This window comes from Pontivivens ytuae, from assembly GCF_015679265.1.
Taxonomy (GTDB): domain Bacteria; phylum Pseudomonadota; class Alphaproteobacteria; order Rhodobacterales; family Rhodobacteraceae; genus Pontivivens; species Pontivivens ytuae.
In genome coordinates, this window is record NZ_CP064942.1 from 2,188,821 (window position 1) to 2,206,027 (window position 17,207).

Annotated in this window: 15 protein-coding genes; 9 read left to right on the forward strand and 6 right to left on the reverse strand. The window is 67.0% G+C overall.

Features of this window, described 5'->3' with window-relative positions:
• Positions 1–38 precede the first annotated feature (38 nt).
• Together I0K15_RS10610 and I0K15_RS10615 are read right to left on the reverse strand one after the other, a co-directional pair.
• Positions 39–1,385, reverse strand: a complete 1,347-nt coding sequence (locus tag I0K15_RS10610) for an ABC transporter substrate-binding protein (RefSeq protein WP_196101496.1) — start codon at positions 1,383–1,385, stop codon at positions 39–41.
• Between the two features lie 153 nt (positions 1,386–1,538).
• The gene (locus I0K15_RS10615; protein WP_196101497.1) at positions 1,539–2,321 is read right to left on the reverse strand and encodes a DeoR/GlpR family DNA-binding transcription regulator; all 783 of its coding nucleotides are present in this window, start codon (positions 2,319–2,321) and stop codon (positions 1,539–1,541) included.
• 220 nt (positions 2,322–2,541) lie between these two features.
• Here I0K15_RS10615 and glpD point away from each other — a divergent pair, with 220 nt between their 5' ends.
• The 9 genes from glpD to I0K15_RS10660 all read left to right on the forward strand — a co-directional run bounded on the left by glpD (position 2,542) and on the right by I0K15_RS10660 (position 12,108).
• Positions 2,542–4,128: a glycerol-3-phosphate dehydrogenase gene (gene glpD / locus I0K15_RS10620; protein ID WP_196101498.1), complete on the forward strand. Its 1,587-nt coding sequence runs from the start codon at positions 2,542–2,544 to the stop codon at positions 4,126–4,128.
• Between the two features lie 82 nt (positions 4,129–4,210).
• Positions 4,211–5,296 (forward strand): ABC transporter ATP-binding protein, encoded by a 1,086-nt coding sequence (locus I0K15_RS10625; RefSeq protein ID WP_196101499.1) that lies wholly within the window; start codon positions 4,211–4,213, stop codon positions 5,294–5,296.
• Positions 5,296–6,378 (forward strand): ABC transporter ATP-binding protein, encoded by a 1,083-nt coding sequence (locus I0K15_RS10630; RefSeq protein ID WP_196101500.1) that lies wholly within the window; start codon positions 5,296–5,298, stop codon positions 6,376–6,378. The genes I0K15_RS10625 and I0K15_RS10630 overlap by 1 nt, the downstream gene beginning before the upstream one ends.
• 118 nt (positions 6,379–6,496) lie before the next feature.
• The gene (locus I0K15_RS10635; RefSeq protein ID WP_196101501.1) at positions 6,497–7,369 is read left to right on the forward strand and encodes a carbohydrate ABC transporter permease; all 873 of its coding nucleotides are present in this window, start codon (positions 6,497–6,499) and stop codon (positions 7,367–7,369) included.
• Positions 7,369–8,250, forward strand: a complete 882-nt coding sequence (locus tag I0K15_RS10640; RefSeq protein ID WP_196101502.1) for a carbohydrate ABC transporter permease — start codon at positions 7,369–7,371, stop codon at positions 8,248–8,250. The genes I0K15_RS10635 and I0K15_RS10640 overlap by 1 nt, the downstream gene beginning before the upstream one ends.
• 177 nt (positions 8,251–8,427) lie before the next feature.
• Positions 8,428–8,718, forward strand: coding sequence for a GIY-YIG nuclease family protein (locus tag I0K15_RS10645; RefSeq protein ID WP_196101503.1), 291 nt, complete (start codon positions 8,428–8,430; stop codon positions 8,716–8,718).
• 64 nt (positions 8,719–8,782) lie between these two features.
• A complete protein-coding gene (locus I0K15_RS10650; protein ID WP_196101504.1) occupies positions 8,783–9,055 on the forward strand; it encodes a DUF2160 domain-containing protein in 273 nt (90 codons plus the stop codon).
• A 76-nt stretch (positions 9,056–9,131) separates the two neighbouring features.
• The gene (locus tag I0K15_RS10655; protein ID WP_196101505.1) at positions 9,132–10,850 is read left to right on the forward strand and encodes an ABC transporter substrate-binding protein; all 1,719 of its coding nucleotides are present in this window, start codon (positions 9,132–9,134) and stop codon (positions 10,848–10,850) included.
• Positions 10,851–10,977: 127 nt separating this feature from the next.
• A complete protein-coding gene (locus I0K15_RS10660; RefSeq protein ID WP_196101506.1) occupies positions 10,978–12,108 on the forward strand; it encodes an iron-containing alcohol dehydrogenase in 1,131 nt (376 codons plus the stop codon).
• Between the two features lie 94 nt (positions 12,109–12,202).
• On the opposite strand, the gene I0K15_RS10665 is transcribed toward I0K15_RS10660, so the two are convergent.
• From I0K15_RS10665 to I0K15_RS10680, 4 genes are all read right to left on the reverse strand, one after another.
• A complete protein-coding gene (locus tag I0K15_RS10665; RefSeq protein WP_196101507.1) occupies positions 12,203–12,532 on the reverse strand; it encodes a hypothetical protein in 330 nt (109 codons plus the stop codon).
• On the reverse strand, positions 12,532–14,706 hold the full coding sequence (locus tag I0K15_RS10670; RefSeq protein WP_196101508.1) for a phosphatase PAP2 family protein: 2,175 nt from the start codon (positions 14,704–14,706) through the stop codon (positions 12,532–12,534). Before I0K15_RS10670 ends, I0K15_RS10665 begins: the two co-directional genes overlap by 1 nt.
• A 318-nt stretch (positions 14,707–15,024) precedes the next feature.
• Positions 15,025–16,137 carry a Gfo/Idh/MocA family protein gene (locus I0K15_RS10675; protein ID WP_230374086.1) on the reverse strand — a complete coding sequence of 371 codons (1,113 nt, stop codon included), beginning with the start codon at positions 16,135–16,137 and terminating at the stop codon, positions 15,025–15,027.
• On the reverse strand, positions 16,134–17,195 hold the full coding sequence (locus tag I0K15_RS10680) for a sugar phosphate isomerase/epimerase family protein (protein ID WP_196101509.1): 1,062 nt from the start codon (positions 17,193–17,195) through the stop codon (positions 16,134–16,136). Before I0K15_RS10680 ends, I0K15_RS10675 begins: the two co-directional genes overlap by 4 nt.
• Positions 17,196–17,207 lie beyond the last annotated feature (12 nt).

Sequence of the window (17,207 nt, forward strand, 5' to 3'; positions counted from 1 at the left end):
CGGTCGGTGGGGCGGCGCGGACGCCGCCCCGGACGGGCTCACTCGATGGAAGCGAGCTCTTCGTTCATCTTCGCGACGGCTCCGGCGGCGTCGATCTCGCCGTCGATATACTCGCGCACGATGCGGTTGATCGCCTGGCTGTTGACGATCTTGGAGGCGAGCGCGAGCTGGCCGTCGGCGACGCCCCAGCGCTGAGCGCTGTCGAGGCCGCCGACGATCTCGTCGATCATCGATGCCTCGTAGAGTTCGCCCAGCGGCGCACGGCGGTCGACGCCGACATCGAGCTGCGACCAGGCGTCGATGAAGGCGGTCTCGCTCTCGCCATTGCCGCGGCGGACGGGGAACTTGCCCTCCGGCGCGATGGAGAGCGTCTGGGTGTAGCCCTCATCCATCGAGTAGCGCACGAAGTCCTGCGCGGCCTCGATATCCGCGTCCGCGGTGATGCCGAAATAGCGAATATCGGCCCAGGCGGCGCCATCGGGGTTCGATGGCCCGGCGAAGTTGGTGACGATCCCGGTGCGGGAGGCAAGCTCACCCGAGGTCGGATCGTCGGTGATGGTCGGCGGCGCGCTGTCACGCAGGCCAGCAAGCTCGTCGAGGATGAAGGGCGACCAGATGATCATCGCCGCCTGGCCTGCGAAGTAGAGCGTGCGCGACTGGTCCCAGTAGAGCTCACCGGGCGGGGAGGCTTCGGCGATCGCCTTGTAGAAGTCGAGCACCTCGATCGTGCGCGCCTCGTCGAAGCCGGTGAAGCCGTCCTGACCCACGGGCGTGGCACCATTGGCGAGGAAGACATGCTCCAGCACCTGGGACATGAAGTTCTCGTCCACCTTGGTGGCGGCGACGAAGCCGAACATCTCGGGCGGGTTGTGCAGCGCCTCGACGGCGGCGAGGACGTTCTCGTAGGTGGTCGGCGGCTCCAGCCCGTTCTCCTCGAAGAGATCGCGGCGGTAGACGATCATCTGCGTCCAGCCGTCCACGGGAACGGAGGCATAACCGTCCTCCGTCTCCGCCATCGCCAGCGCGCCGGGGGCAAAGGTGCCGGTGCCAAGCTCATCGATGACCTCGGTCGCGGCTTCGGCGTCGAGGATGCCGGCATCGACCCAGGGCAGGGCGTACTGCAGCGTGTGGTAGATCACGTCGGGCAGGTCGCCCGCGGCGAAGGCGGCGGTGGCGCGGGTGCCGAGATCGCTCTCCGTCACCGGAATCACCTCGACGGCGATGCCGGTCTCCGCCTCGAAGGCTGCGGCCATCTCCTGCTGCTTGGCGAGCCGCTCGGGCTGCTCCTCGGTGGTCCAGAACCGGATATCGGCCAGCGCCGGACCGGCCAGCACGAGTGCGATGGCGGTGCCGAGCGCGAAGCGCGTCGCTTTGGTCATTCTCATTCCTCCCTGATGCGCATCTGCGCCGGGAGGCGGGTCAGACCGTTCCGCCCGGCTGCGCGTTGTGCCGCCCTCTTCGGCGCGTCAGGCGCACCGTTCAACCAAAAGCGGTTTGGAAAGGATCGGACGATGTGGTCGCTTTCGCAACTGTTTTTCTCAGGCGGGCACCATGGCGGGTGTCCGCACGACCTCGATGCCCGTGTTCCAGTCCGAGCAGAGGGCGGCGAGATCCGGGGCCAGCGGCGCGTCGGTGAAGAAGGTGTCGATGGCGCGCAGCGAGCCGATGCGGACGGGTGCCGTGCGGCGGAACTTCGAATGATCCGCGACGAGGAAGGTCTTGCGGCTCTGCTCCAGGATCGTCTGGCTGACGCCCACCTCGCTGAGGTCGAAGTCCAGGAGGTCGCCGTCCTGATCCAGCGCGGAGCAGCCGATCACGGCGAGGTCGAACTTGAACTGCCGGATGACGGCGGAGGCGAGCGTGCCCACCAGCCCGCCATCGGAGCGGCGCAGGGTGCCACCTGTGACCGCCACCTCGCAATCGGGATTGGCAGCCAGGATGTTGGCCACGTTGATGTTGTTGGTCACGACCAGCAGCCCGCTGTGGTGGAGCAGGGCGCGGGCCACGGCCTCTGTGCTCGTGCCGATATTGAGGAAGATCGAGGCGTCCTGCGGGATCTGCGCGGCACAGGCGCGGGCGATGGCGGCCTTGGCGTCGGCATTCAGCTCGCGCCGGGCCTCGTACTCGATATTGGCGGTGCCGGACGGCAACACCGCACCACCATGAACGCGCTCCAGCCGCCCGCTCTCGGCGAGTTCGGTGAGGTCGCGGCGGATGGTCTGGAGCGTGACGCCGAAGCGTTCGGCCAGATCCTCGACCGCGACGCGGCCCTCCTGACGGGCGATCTCGAGGATCTGCGGGTGGCGGAAGGTCTGGGACATCGCGTTCCTTTCTGTTCGTATTGTGTGGATTCGCGCACCCACGATCAAGCTTGTGTTCGTTTCGCAGCGATTCGGGGTGAGAGGTGGCGCGATGCAGCCACGGATGTTCCCAAAGCGCTTTGCCCCCTGTGAATGCTGAATTTTCGTTTTCCTTTCTTTTTGAGCGCGAAATCGCTAGATTGGCGCAAGAAACGAACATCGAGCGTCGGGAGTGTTGCGCGTGAGCCAGAGTGAAACGGATCTCTTCATCATCGGAGGCGGCATCAACGGATGCGGCATCGCCCGTGATGCGGCGGGCCGCGGGCTCACCGTCACGCTGGCGGAGATGAACGACCTCGCCTCCGCAACCTCCTCGGCCTCCACCAAGCTGTTTCATGGCGGGCTGCGCTACCTCGAGTATTTCGAGGTGCGGCTGGTGCGGGAGGCGCTGGTGGAGCGGGAGACGCTGCTGCGCGCGATGCCCCACATCTCCTGGCCCATGCGGTTCGTGCTGCCCTACCACCCGGACATGCGGTTCGAGGGGGAGACGCCGACCTCCAAGCTGCTCAACACGGTGATGCCGTGGATGAAGGGGCGGCGGCCCGCCTGGCTGATCCGGCTGGGACTCTTCATGTACGACAACCTCGGCGGGCGGAAGATCCTGCCCGGGACCTCGACGCTGGACCTGCGGACGGCGCCCGAGGGTGCGCCGATCGAGGATCGGTTCGAGAAGGCTTACGAATACTCCGACTGCTGGATCGAGGACTCGCGCCTCGTTGTGCTCAACGCCCGCGATGCGGAGGCGCGTGGCGCGCAGATTCTAACGCGAACGAAGGTGCTGTCCGCCGCCCGCGTTGAGGGCGGTTGGGAGATCGTCGTCGAGGATCGCGACAGCGGGGAGCAGCGCACGCATCGCACCAAGATGCTGGTCAACGCGGGCGGCCCGTGGGTCGGCGACATCATCCAGCAGAAGGTGCGGATCAACTCGACCGAAGGGGTGCGACTGGTCCGCGGCTCCCACATCGTGACGAAGCGGCTCTTCGATCACGACAAGTGCTACTTCTTCCAGGGCACCGACGGGCGGATCATCTTCGCGATCCCCTATGAGACGGATTTCACGCTGATCGGTACGACCGATGCGGAGCATGTGAACCCCGACGAGAAACCGTCCTGCACGCCGGAGGAGAAGCGCTACCTGATCGCTTTCGCCAACCAGTACTTCAAACAGGATATCGGCGAGGAGGACGTGGTCTGGAGTTACTCCGGCGTCCGCCCGCTCTACGACGACGGTGCGAGCTCGGCGACGGCGGCGACGCGGGATTACACGTTGAAGGTGGACGATGCGGGCGGCGCTCCGATCCTCAACATCTTCGGCGGGAAGATCACGACCTACCGGCGGCTCGCCGAAAGCGCTTTGGAAAAGATCGTTCCGTATTTTCCCGGAACTTCAGGGGCTTGGACGGCCGGAAAAGCGCTGCCGGGTGGCGATTTCGGGGTGGACGAAGTGGACCGCCTCGTCGCACGTTTGGCCAAGGAGTATCCGTTCCTGACCCCGTTCTGGGCGAAGCGGCTGGTGCGCGCCTACGGCACCGATGCGTGGCTCGTGCTGGGCGAGGCGAAGGACGAGGCGGCGCTGGGCGAGGGCTTCGGCGCCACGCTCACCGCGCGCGAGATCGAGTGGCTGATGGATCGCGAATGGGCCCGCACGGCCGAGGACGTGATCTGGCGGCGCAACAAGCTGGGCCTGCGGCTGGATGACGGCCAGGTGGCGCGGCTCGACGAATGGATGGCGGAGCGGCGGGCGAGCCTGGCCCATGCCGCGGAATAGACCGGCCCCGCACCGGTGAACTCACCCGACCGGGCCCGATCAACGAGGCTCCGGCGGCAACGAAAACGGGAGGAAAGCGCGCATGGCGCTTGAACTGCGCAACGTGACCCGCGTGGTGGGGGCGGCGACGCATATCCACGCGACCGACCTGGTGCTGGAGCGCGGCACGATGAACGTGCTGCTCGGCCCGACGCTGGCCGGCAAGACCACGCTGATGCGGGTCATGGCCGGGCTCGACGCGCCGACCACGGGCTCCGTGCATTGGGACGGGGAGGACGTGACCGGCCGCCGGGTGCAGGACCGGAACGTGGCCATGGTTTACCAGCAGTTCATCAACTACCCCTCGATGACGGTCTACGAGAACATCGCCTCGCCAATGCGGCTGAAGGGCGTGTCGTCGAACGAGCTCGACCGGCGGGTGCGGGAGACGGCGGAGCTGATGAAGCTGGACGCCATGCTCGACCGCAAGCCGCTGGAGCTTTCGGGCGGGCAGCAGCAGCGCTGTGCGCTGGCCCGTGCGCTGGTCAAGGATGCGGGGCTGGTGCTGCTCGACGAACCGCTGGCGAACCTCGACTACAAGCTGCGGGAGGAGTTGCGGACCGAGATCCCGAAGATCTTCGAGCGCTCCGGCGCGATCTTCGTCTATGCGACGACCGAGCCGGAGGAGGCTCTACTGCTCGGCGGCAATACCGCGACGTTGTGGGAAGGGCGCGTGACGCAGTTCGGCCCCACGGGCTCGGTCTACCGCAAGCCGGTGGACGCGACGACGGCGCGGGTCTTCTCCGACCCGCCGATGAACTTCCTGACGGTGCAGAAGGCGGGCGACCGGCTCGCCTATGGCGACGGGCAGGATGCGCCGGTGCCGGTTGCGCTGGCTGGCGTGGCGGACGGGCCGTACGTCGCGGGCTTCCGCCCCAATCACCTGTCGCTGACATCGCATGGCGAGGCGCTGAGCTTTGCCACGCGGCTGACCGTGACCGAGATCACGGGGTCGGAAACCTTCGTCCACCTCGACCATCACGGCGAGCGGTGGGTCGGGCTGATCCACGGCGTGCAGAACCTGCAGCCGGGTCAGGACCTGACCGTCCATCTCGACCCCGCGCATGTCTACCTGTTCGCGCCCGACGGCGCGCTGGTCTCGACCGCGCCCTACGCGGAGGCCGCGTGATGGCGAAGATCACCCTCGACAACCTCGCGCACTCCTACCTGCCGAACCCGAAGTCGGAGGACGACTACGCGCTCAAGCAGCTCGACCACGTCTGGGCGGATGGCGAGGCCTATGCCCTGCTCGGCGCGTCGGGCTGCGGGAAGTCCACGTTGCTCAACATCATCTCGGGCCTGCTGGAGCCGAGCCGCGGGCGGATCCTGTTCGACGACCACGACGTGACCCACGCCGCGACGGCGGAGCGCAACATCGCGCAGGTGTTCCAGTTCCCGGTCGTCTACGACACGATGACGGTGCGCGATAACCTCGCCTTCCCGCTGCGCAACCGCGGTGCCGATGCGGACTACGTGGCGCGCCGCGTGCTCCAGATCGCGCAGATGATCGGGATGGAGGCGGAGCTCGACCGCAAGGCGCGGGGGCTGACGGCGGATGCGAAGCAGAAGATCAGCCTGGGCCGCGGCATGGTGCGGGAGGACGTGAACGCGCTCCTCTTCGACGAGCCACTGACGGTGATCGACCCACACATGAAGTGGGAGCTGCGCACGCAGCTCAAGTCACTCCACCAAGAGTTCGGGCACACGATGATCTACGTGACCCACGACCAGACGGAGGCGCTGACCTTCGCGGACAAGGTCGTGGTGATGCATGACGGCCGCGTGGTGCAGATCGGCACGCCGCAGGAGCTGTTCGAGCGGCCGGCGCACACCTTCGTCGGCTACTTCATCGGCTCGCCGGGCATGAACGTGATCCCTGCGGAGGTGTCGGGACGGATGGCGTCTGTCGCAGGCGCCCAGATCGACCTGGGCGCGGCCTACGCGCCCGGCGGCGGGCGCGTCGCACTGGGCGTGCGCCCGGAATTCGTGCAGCTCCGCTCCGGCGGCGAGGGCGTACCGGTGCGCGTGACCCGCGTCGAGGATGTGGGCCGCCACCGCGTCGTCCGCCTCGACATGGACGGGCAGGAGCTGTCGGCCATTGCGGGCGAGGGCGATCCGCTGCCCGCCGACGCCGACCGCGCCGTTTTCGCCCCCGAAGGCATCAACGTCTACGTCGACGAGTGGCGCATCGCGCCCGAGGTGGCGGCATGAGCGTGCTCCATGGTGCCGTCACCCTCCGGCCTGACCGCAGGGTCTCCGTGTCGAGGGATCCCCGGGTCGAGCCCGAGGATGACGCCCTGATGAACCGCGGCGCGGAAGGAGCGATCGCATGAACAAGACCGTCAACAACAAGGCGTGGTTCCTCGTCCTGCCGGTACTGGTGCTGGTCGCGTTCTCCGCCGTCATCCCGCTAATGACGGTCGTGAACTACTCGGTGCAGGACACGTTTGGTAACAACGACTTCTTCTGGATCGGGCTGGAATGGTTTGAGGAGATGCTGGCCAGTGAGCGCATGTGGAACGCGCTGGGCCGCCAGCTCGCCTTCTCCGCCATCATCCTGTGCATCCAGATCCCACTGGGCATCTTCGTGGCGCTCCACATGCCGAAGAAGGGGTTCTGGGCGTCCTTCTGCCTCGTCGTGATGTCACTGCCGCTGCTGATCCCCTGGAACGTGGTCGGCACGATCTGGCAGATCTTCGGCCGGGTGGATATCGGCCTGCTGGGCTATACGCTCGCGGCGCTCGGCATCGACTATAACTACACGCAGAACTTCTATGCCGCGTGGATCACGGTGATCGTGATGGATGTGTGGCACTGGACCTCGCTGGTGGCGCTGCTCGCCTATGCCGGGCTGCAGTCGATCCCCGACGCGTTCTACCAAGCGGCGAAGATCGATCAGGCGAGCCGGTGGAAGGTGTTCCGCTACATCGAACTGCCGAAGATGGCAGGTGTGCTGATGATCGCGATCTTGCTGCGCTTCATGGACAGCTTCATGATCTATACCGAGCCCTTCGTAGTGACGGGTGGTGGTCCGGGCAACGCAACCACGTTCCTGTCCATCGACCTCGTGAAGATGGCGCTGGGTCAGTTCGACCTGGGTCCTGCCGCAGCGTTCTCGCTGATGTACTTCCTAGTCATCCTGCTGGTGTCGTGGGTGTTCTACACCGTGATGACCAATCTCGACAAAGAGGAGCGTCGCTGATGGCCGAGACCGTCTCCGCCCCCGGTGCCGCCTCGATCCCCGGCAAGGTCACGGGAGAGAAGGCGCGCGTCCGCCGCTTCCGTCCCAATGGCTCGGCCATCGTGATGGGGCTGTACCTGCTGTTCCTCATGCTGCCGATCTACTGGCTCATCAACATGAGTCTGAAGACGAACGTGGAGATCCTGGGGACCTTCTCGCTCTGGCCGCAGAACCTCACCTTCGCCAACTACACGAAGATCCTGACGGATCCGAGCTGGTACATGGGCTACGTGAACTCGCTGATCTACGTGGTGATGAACACGGTGATCAGCCTCGCGGTGGCGCTGCCTGCGGCCTATGCCTTCTCGCGCTACACGTTCATGGGCGACAAGCACCTGTTCTTCTGGCTGTTGACGAACCGGATGGCGCCGCCCGCGGTGTTTGCGCTGCCGTTCTTCCAGCTCTACTCGTCGGTCGGGCTCTTCGACACGCATATCGCGGTGGCGCTGGCGCACTGCCTCTTCAACGTGCCGCTCGCAGTGTGGATCCTTGAGGGCTTCATGCGCGGCGTGCCGAAGGAGATCGACGAGACGGCTTACATTGACGGCTACTCGTTCCCGCGCTTCTTCGTGCGGATCTTCATGCCGCTGATCTCGTCGGGCATCGGCGTGGCGGCGTTCTTCTGCTTCATGTTCTCGTGGGTGGAGCTGCTCCTGTCGCGAACCCTCACGAGCGTGGATGCAAAGCCCATCGCGGCGACGATGACCCGGACGGTGTCCGCCTCGGGCCTCGACTGGGGTGTGCTGGCGGCGGCGGGTGTGCTGACCATCGTGCCCGGCGCGCTCGTGATCTGGTTCGTGCGCAACTACATCGCCAAGGGCTTCGCCCTGGGGAGGGTGTGATGGGATTTGTTAACCCTTCCTGGGTCATCCTCCGACCCGACCCGAGCGTGCCGTTTGTAGGAGACGGTGGGGGCGAGCCCGTGGGTGACGTTGCAAGAGGTGTCATCGTCGGGCTCGACCCGGCGATCTCCCGGCACTGCTCGAGCCGGTCGATGACATCGCTCCGGGACATGCCCGATGAAGCCCATGTACGTCTACCTGGTGACGAACCGACCGCGAGGAACGCTGTACATCGGCGTGACGAACGATCTGGTTCGTCGGGTTCACGAGCACCGGATGCGCGAGGGGCGGAGCTTCACAGCGCAGTACAACCTCGACCGGCTCGTCCATTTCGAACAGTTCGACGACCCGGAGAACGCGATCCGGCGGGAGAAAGCTCTCAAGAAGTGGCTGCGGCAGTGGAAGGTCGATCTGATCGAGCAGAGCAATCCTGCCTGGCGAGACCTTTGGCCGGATATCACGGTCTGATTTCGGGAGATCCTCGGATCAAGTCCGAGGATGACGGCTCCAGCTTGAAGGGAGGTGATCTGTAATGGCCTGGATGGCATGGACGTGGCCCACGGCGGCCTTCTTCGGGACGATCGCACTCCTGCTCATCGTCTTCACCGTGCTGGCGATCCGGTATCCGGAGACGCCGCGCGTCGGCATCCTCAGGATCGAGACGACGCGGGGCGACCGGCTTTTCATCACGCTTCTGGGCTCGGCCTTCATCAATCTGGCCTGGCTGGGCCTGAGCGGACTGCCCCAATGGGGCGCGCTCATCTTGTGTCTCGTCTACGCCGCGGCGGTGTTCCGCTGGGTCTGACGACACGTCAGGGAGGGGGGCCGGCGCCGAACGACCGAGCCCTCCAAAGAAGAGGTTCAACAATGGGAGGAACCACATGAAACTGACCCTCACGTCCACCACGGCGCTTGCGCTGACGCTGGGGCTCGCCGCCCCCGCCTTCGCGGACATGGACGCCGCGCGTGCCTTCCTCGACGAGCACATCGAGCGGTCGACCCTCTCCCGCGAGGAGCAGGAAGCGGAGATGCAGTGGTTCATCGACGCGGCCCAGCCCTTCGCCGGCATGGAGATCAACGTCGTTTCCGAAACGATCACGACGCATGAGTACGAGGCGAACGTGCTCGCCCCGGCCTTCGCCGCGATCACCGGCATCCAGGTCACCCACGACCTGATCGGCGAGGGCGACGTGGTCGAGCGTCTGCAGACGCAGATGAACTCCGGCCGCAACATCTACGACGCCTATGTCAACGACAGCGACCTGATCGGCACTCATTGGCGCTACCAGCAGGTGCGCAACCTGACCGACTGGATGGCGGGCGAGGGCGCGGACGTCACCAACCCCAACCTGAACCTCGACGACTTCATTGGGACGCAGTTCACCACGGGTCCGGACGGCAAGCTCTACCAGATGCCGACCCAGCAGTTCGCGAACCTCTACTGGTTCCGCTACGACTGGTTCACGGATGAGAAGAACATGGCGGACTTCGAGGCCGAGTACGGCTATCCGCTGGGCGTTCCGGTCAACTGGTCGGCCTATGAGGACATCGCGGCGTTCTTCACCGGCCGGGATCTGAGCCACATGGGCGTGGACGGCGACGTCTACGGCCACATGGACTACGGCAAGAAGGACCCGTCGCTCGGCTGGCGCTTCACCGATGCGTGGATGTCCATGGCCGGGATGGGCGATGTGGGTGAGCCCAACGGTCTGCCGGTCGACGAGTGGGGCATCCGGGTGAACGAGAACTCGCAGCCCGTGGGCTCCTGCGTCGAGCGTGGCGGGGCGACGAACTCCCCGGCGGCGGTCTACGCGATCGAGAAGTATACCGACTGGCTGCAGAACTATGCCCCGCCCGCGGCGGCCGGCATGACGTTCTCGGAGTCCGGGCCGATCCCGTCCCAGGGCGGCATCGCGCAGCAGATGTTCTGGTACACCGCCTTCACCGCCGACATGGTGGGCGATGGGGCCGCGGCCGTGCTGAACGAGGACGGCTCGCCGCGCTGGCGCATGGCACCCTCCCCGCACGGTGTCTACTGGGAGGACGGCATGAAGGTCGGCTACCAGGACGCCGGTTCCTGGACGCTGATGGAGAGCACGCCGGTCGACCGGGCGCAGGCCGCATGGCTCTATGCGCAGTTCGTGACCTCGCTGACCGTGGATGTGGAGAAGTCTCATGCGGGTCTGACCTTCATCCGGGAGTCCACGATCGATCACGAGAGCTTCACCGAGCGTGCGCCGCGCCTCGGCGGTCTGATCGAGTTCTACCGCTCGCCGGCCCGCGTCGCGTGGTCGCCGACCGGGACGAACGTGCCGGACTACCCGCGTCTCGCCCAGCTCTGGTGGCAGAACATCGGGGATGCGTCCTCGGGTGCGAAGACCGCTCAGGAAGCGCTGGATGCCCTCTGCGAGCAGCAGGAGGACGTGCTGGAGCGTCTCGAGCGTGCAGGCGTTCAGGGCGATCTCGGCCCGGTGATGAACGAGCCGCAGGAGGCGTCCTTCTGGCTCGACCAGCCGGGCTCGCCTAAGGCGGCGCTCGAGAACGAGGACGAGGAGCCGATCACCGTCAGCTATGACGAACTGATCCAGTCCTGGCAGTAATGTCGTTTCGGCCGGGGCCCTTGCGGGGGCCCCGGCCTTTTCATGTCCACAAATCGTGTTGGTGCTGGCCGGTCGCGTCGTCGGACGCGGTGCGGCTTCTGCCGTGTGACGGAGCGAGGAGGCTGCCATGACGCCATTCGAGTTTGCCGCGCCGAAACGGATCCGCTTCGGCCGCGGGGTGGCGGACGGGGCCGCTGAGGAGGCTGCTCGCTTTGGCACGCGCGTCCTGCTGGTGCGCGGCTCGGTCGGGTTCGCGGATGTGCTGGAGCGTGACCTTGGGGCTGCGGGCTGCACGGTGACCATCGTGCGCAGCCGCGGAGAGCCGGACCTCGCGGCGGTCGAGGCGGCGACGGAGGCGGCGCGATCCGCTGGTGTCGAGCTCGTCGTCGCGGTCGGCGGCGGCTCCACGATCGACCTTGGTAAGGCGGGTGCGGCGCTCGCGCGCTCCTCCACACCGCCCCTCGATCATCTGGAGGTCGTGGGGCGGGGTCTGCCGCTGACGGTCGATCCCTTGCCGTTCATCGCGCTGCCGAGCACGGCGGGGACCGGAGCGGAGGCGACGAAGAACGCCGTCATCGGACTGCCGGATCATGGGCGGAAGGTGAGCCTGCGCCACGCGCGGATGCTGCCGGACCTCGCGCTCGTCGATCCGGTGCTGACGGATGGGTGCCCGCGGGAGGTGACGCTGGCCTCCGGTCTCGACGCGGTGACGCAGGTGATCGAGCCTTGGCTCTCCTCCAAGGCCAACCCGCTGACCGACGCGATCTGCCGGGATGCGATCGGGTCGGGGCTGCGGGCGCTTGTGACGCTGATGGAGCGTGAGGACGCGGCGGCGCGCGATGCGCTCGCCTTCACCAGCCTGTCGGGCGGACTGGCGCTCGCCAATGCGGGGCTCGGCGCGGTGCATGGCTTTGCCGGTGTGATCGGCGGGCGGACGGGTGCGGCGCACGGGGCGATCTGCGGCCGGTTGCTGCCGCCGGTGCTGGCGGCGAATGCGGAGGCGGGCGGCGATCCTGAGCGCCTCGACGCGATCCGGCGGATCATCGTGGAGGTGCTGGGAGGCGCTGATCGGGATGCCTTTGACACACTCGAAGCCTGGATCGACGCGGAGGGCCTGCCGCGGCTCGGGGCAATGGGGCTCGATGCAGCGGATCACGCGGAGGTTGCCGAAGCCTCGCTCAGTGCGTCCTCGATGAAAGGCAATCCGGTGGCACTGTCCCAGCAGGCGCTGGAGGGGGTCCTGGCGCGCGCAGCCTGACGCGCGTTCGTGTCCACAAATCGTGTTGGTGGAGCCGTCTAAAACTGAAAAGGACGCGCGGCCGCAGGGGACGACCGCGCGCCAAGTGTGGGCGCTAGCTGTTGGGGCCGGGGGACAGCAACCCCGCCAAAGCGCCCAGTGCGGTGGAGCCGAGGAACGTGATCGGCTGAAGGAACATCTCCCGCGTGCCATTTGCGTTCGATGTCTCCGTGAGAGCCAGCAGCACGGTGCACGCGAGGGCCAGCAACGTGACGGCGCTCAGCGCGATCACCACGACTCGGTAGATAAAGGTGTTGGGGATCGGTTGGGTGATCCCCAGCTCCCGTGCGATCTTTTCGGGTTCCTCCTGTGCGATGGCGGGGTTCTCCGCCATGCGCCGGGCGACCCCCGGCAGGGCTTCTGCCGAAACGCTGTAGGTCGCCATCACGCCACTCCGAACTCGCCGCCGGCATGGCGGTTCCACCAGGGATCGGACACCGCGATCCAGTGGCGCTGGCCGACGGGCCGCACATGGATCTCGGCCCCGCCCTGCCCGTCGCCGACCAGGATGATCCGGTCGCCGTCGAAGCTGGTCATCCGCATGGTGATACAGTCGCGATAGGTCGCGAGCTGCTCCTGCATGATGCCGATCGCGATCCGCTCACCCAGGCGCAGACTGTCGTAGTAGTCGGTGTAGAAGTGGACGCCCGCGAAGTTGCGCCCGATCGACACGTTGGCGGCCAGCTTGTTAAGCTCGCCCTCCATCGTGATATCGGCCGGGGTGTAGTGATCCGACGGCTTGAGGGACAGGCGCTGGTTGGCGTCGTCCGCGACATAGACGTTGTCGAGGCCGAAGCCCGCCATGGTCTTGCGCGTCCACAGCGTTTCGTCCGTCTTGGCACGCTCGAGCGTGAGCGGACGACCGACGCCGGGCTCGCCCGGCGAGCCGTCCGACATCTCGAAGAACGCCTTGAGCACCGTCACACAGGCACCCGCTACCGTCGCATGCCCCGCACCATAGGCCGCGTGCATCGGCGAGCCCTCGGGGAAGGCCATGGGCAGCAGATAGTTCTTCGCCGAGATGTCGGGCAGGGTGTGGGACCCGGTACCGCCGACCCGCGGGAAGATCGAGGCATCGCCCGCGCGCGCCGCGTTCTGCGCCCCGTTGTGGGTCGAGATCGCGTGCATGATCTTCGGCGCCTTGTGCTCGAGTTCCGCCACCATGGTCTCGAAGCCCATCCTGGAGGTGCCGAGCAGGTCCGCCTTGCCGTTCGCCGCAAGGGTGATCATGGCGGCGAGCTGCTCGGGCCGACCGCGCAGATGCTCCTGGAACTTCTGGAAGCGCACCGCCTTCAGGCCCCGCGTCGCGACCTCGGTCACGAGCGACAGCACATGCGGTCCGCCCCAGGTCGCGAAGGACCCGCGGGTGGCGTGGGAGGACCCGGACGGGAAGCCGAGGTCGAAGGGCACGCCGCTTTCCAGCATCAGCAGGCAGGCGTTGAAGTAGGCCTGGTAGAGCTGGTCGAAATGCACATAGGTCGCGAGGTCTCGCGGCGTGCCCATGAAGCGGGGCAGGATCGCACCCGACCCTTCGTTCATGTAGGCGTCGGTACCGCGCACATCGGCGCCGTTCTGCACGTCGAGCCACAGCGCCCAGTCGGTCATGTGGTCCCGACCTTCGAGGTGCACGTTCACCCGCTGGTCGACGCGCTGGACGCCGAAGTTGATGAAGCCGTCCGCCGGGCTGTCCGCGACCGGGGTTCCGTCCGCGCCGGGTGCGCGGTCCGCCGGATTGCCGCGGCCCACATTGCCGATCAGCATGAACTGCGAGATCTGAGGGCCGTCCTTGGCGCCAGGTGCCGAGCCGCGGAACAGGTTCTGGGTGTCGAGCACCGGATGCGCGGGCTCGTTCGGCGTCTCCGGATCGCGGAGGCGCGCGTCGCGGCGGCGATACTCGTGCAGCGTGCCCTCGTCCACCACGTCGGCGCCGAGGTCGAACCACGGCAGTGCGCCGAGCTCGGCCACGATCTCACCCACGGTGATGCCGCCCGCGGCGGGGGTGGCGGGATCCTTCATCTCCTCGAAACTCACGTCGCGCAGGAGGGCCATGGCGTAGACCTCCGCCATCTCGGCGGTCAGCTCGCTGCCGCCGAGGCGGGGGGCGGGCGCCTGCGCGATCTCCATCGGCTGCGGGCCCTGGAGCACGCCCTGCAGGCCGGCGAGCGGGCTCTCCCAGTTGCGCACATTGGGCGGGGTGCCCGGCGCGGTCTCGCTGAAGAAGACGTCCACGGCCTTGACCGCTGGGCGATGGGCCATGCCGTCGCGCCAGGCGCCGACCGCGTTCTCCGGCCCCAGCGGCACGTTGAACTCCGCGTTCACGTTCGGCGCGTAGTCGAAGCCGGTCAGCGCACGCAGGAACGTCTTGAAGGCGTGCTCGTCGGGCAGGCCGTTCACGCAATGGGGCAGGCCCTTGTGAAAGCTGGTCGGGCGCGGGCCGGGCTGGTTCTTCTCACCATTGTTGCCGCCGGCGTGGCGGGGGCGGCGGTCGGCGACATCCTTGGCCGCGCCCCGGGGGTCGGGCGCGTCACCGAAACCGTTCATATCGAAATCGTAAGACATGTACTGGACCTCTACTCTGATCTGCGGGGGGACCGCCTTTTTCGGGGGGAGGCGGGCAGTGTCGTGGGTCTTCGGTCTTGATCTTGCGACGGTCGAAACGTGGCAAAGGGACGGCTGCGCATGGCGGTGCGCCGTCGTCGAATAAGGTCGGGATCCTCCGTCCTGAATGCGTTGCGATGGGGGAAAGAAGGCGGATCCGGTCCGCCAAATGTCCCCGCCCGGCGTTCGCCGTCGTCGTAGGAAGAGTTTTAGGGATTCGCCGTTCGCGCAGCGTGAGGAGGGCGTGAACGGTTCGTCAAAAGACCTGAACAGGACGGCTCAAAGGGCCGTCCACGCTCCATTATCCTGCGACGAGGCGACGCAGGCCGCGATGAAGCGCATGCCGTCGAGGCCATCCTCGATGCCTGGAAGCAGGTTGGCGTCACCGCCACCGATCAACTCTGCCGCCTCGGTGTAGAGGGTCGCGAAGGCTTCCAGATAGCCCTCCGGATGGCCCGAGGGCACGCGGGTACCGCCCGCGGAGGTCCCGTGCCCGGCGCGGGTCAGCCATTGCGGCGCCTCGCCGAGACGGGAGAAGCGCAGGCGGTTGGGATCCTCCTGCCGCCATTCCAGCGCGGCCTTCTCACCGTAGATGCGGAGGGCGAGGCCGTTCTCGTTGCCCGGGGCCACCTGGCTTGCCCAGAGCATGCCGCGCGCGCCGCCTTCGAAGCGGAGCATCATCTGCGCGTCGTCGTCGAGGCGGCGGCCGGGGACGAAGCTGGTGAGCTGGGCGCTCAGCGCCTCGGTCCTGAGGCCGGTCACGAAACTCAGCAGGTTGAAGGCGTGGGTGCCGATGTCACCAATGGCCCCCCCGGCGCCGGAGCGGGCGGGGTCGGTGCGCCAAGCTGCCTGCTTCTGCCCCTCCTGCTCGATCGGCTTCGCGAGCCAGTCCTGCGCGTACTCCGCCTGCACCACGCGGATCGCGCCGAGCTCACCGCGCGCTACCATCTGACGCGCCTCGCGGATCAGCGGGTAGCCGGTGTAGTTGTGGGTCAGCACGAAGGGCGTGCCGGTGCGGCGCACGACCTCGGCCAGTGCTTCGGCCTCGTCGAGCTGGGCGGTCAGCGGCTTGTCGCAGATCACCGGGATCCCCGCTTCGAGGAAGGCGGTCGCGACCGGCGCGTGCATGTGGTTGGGCGTGACGATGGAGACCGCGTCGATCCCGTCTGGGCGTGCCGCCTCGTCCTTCGCCATCTCGCGGAAGTCGGCGTAGCTGCGCTCCGGCGCCACGTTCAATCGGGCGGCGGATGCGTGGGCCACGTCGTCTCGGGAGGAGAACGCCCCGGCCACCAGCACCCACCGCCCATCGAGGCGCGCCGCGATGCGGTGCACCGCCCCGATGTTTCCGCCGATGCCGCCACCGACCATGCCGAGCTTGAGCGGTGCGGTCATCGGTTCAGTCCCAGCATGGCTCGGTTCCTTTCAGGGTCGGTCGCAGCACCCGCGAAGTCGTCGAACGCCTTGTCCGTCCGCTCGATGATATGGCGCGCGATGAAGGGCGCGCCTTCGGCGGCCCCCTGTTCCGGCGATTTCAGGCAGCACTCCCATTCGAGCACCGCCCAACTGTCGTAGCCATATTGCGTGAGCTTCGAGAAGATGCCGCCGAAATCCACCTGCCCGTCGCCCAGCGAGCGGAAGCGTCCGGCGCGGTCGGTCCAGCCAGCATAGCCGGCGTAGACACCCTGCCGGCCGGTCGGATTGAACTCCGCATCCTTCACATGAAAGGCGCGGATGCGCTCGTGGTAGAGGTCGATAAAGGCGAGGTAGTCGAGCTGCTGGAGCAGGAAGTGGCTCGGGTCGTAGTTGATCGCGGCGCGGGGGTGCTCGCCCACGGCGTCGAGGAACAGCTCCCACGTCGCGCCGTCGAACACGTCCTCGCCCGGGTGGATCTCGTAGGCGACGTCCACGCCGTGCTCCTCATAGACGTCGAGGATCGGGCGCCAGCGGCGGGCCAATTCGGCGAAGGCGTCCTCCACCAGCCCCGCGGGCCTCTGCGGCCAGGGGTAGAGGAACGGGAAGGCGAGTGAGCCGGTGAAGCTGACGGAGACGTCGAGGCCGAGGTTGCGCGACGCCTTCGCCGCGTTCTTCATCTGGTCGACGGCCCATTCCTGCCGGGCGGCCGGATTGCCGTGCACGGCCTCGGGCGCGAAGGCGTCGAAGGCGAGGTCGTAGGCGGGGTGAACGGCGACAAGCTGGCCCTGCAGATGGGTGGCAAGCTCCGTGATCTCCACGCCCGCATCGGCGCAGATGCCCTTCACCTCGTCGCAATAGGTCTGGCTGTCGGCCGCACGGTCGAGGTCGAAGAGACGCGCGTCGAAGGTCGGGATCTGGACACCCTTGTAGCCGAGGCCCGCCGCCCAACGGGTGATGGCCTCCAGGCTGTTGAACGGGGCGTCGTCACCGGCGAATTGGGCGAGGAAGAGGCCGGGGCCCTTGATGGATCTGGTCATGATGCTCCTTCT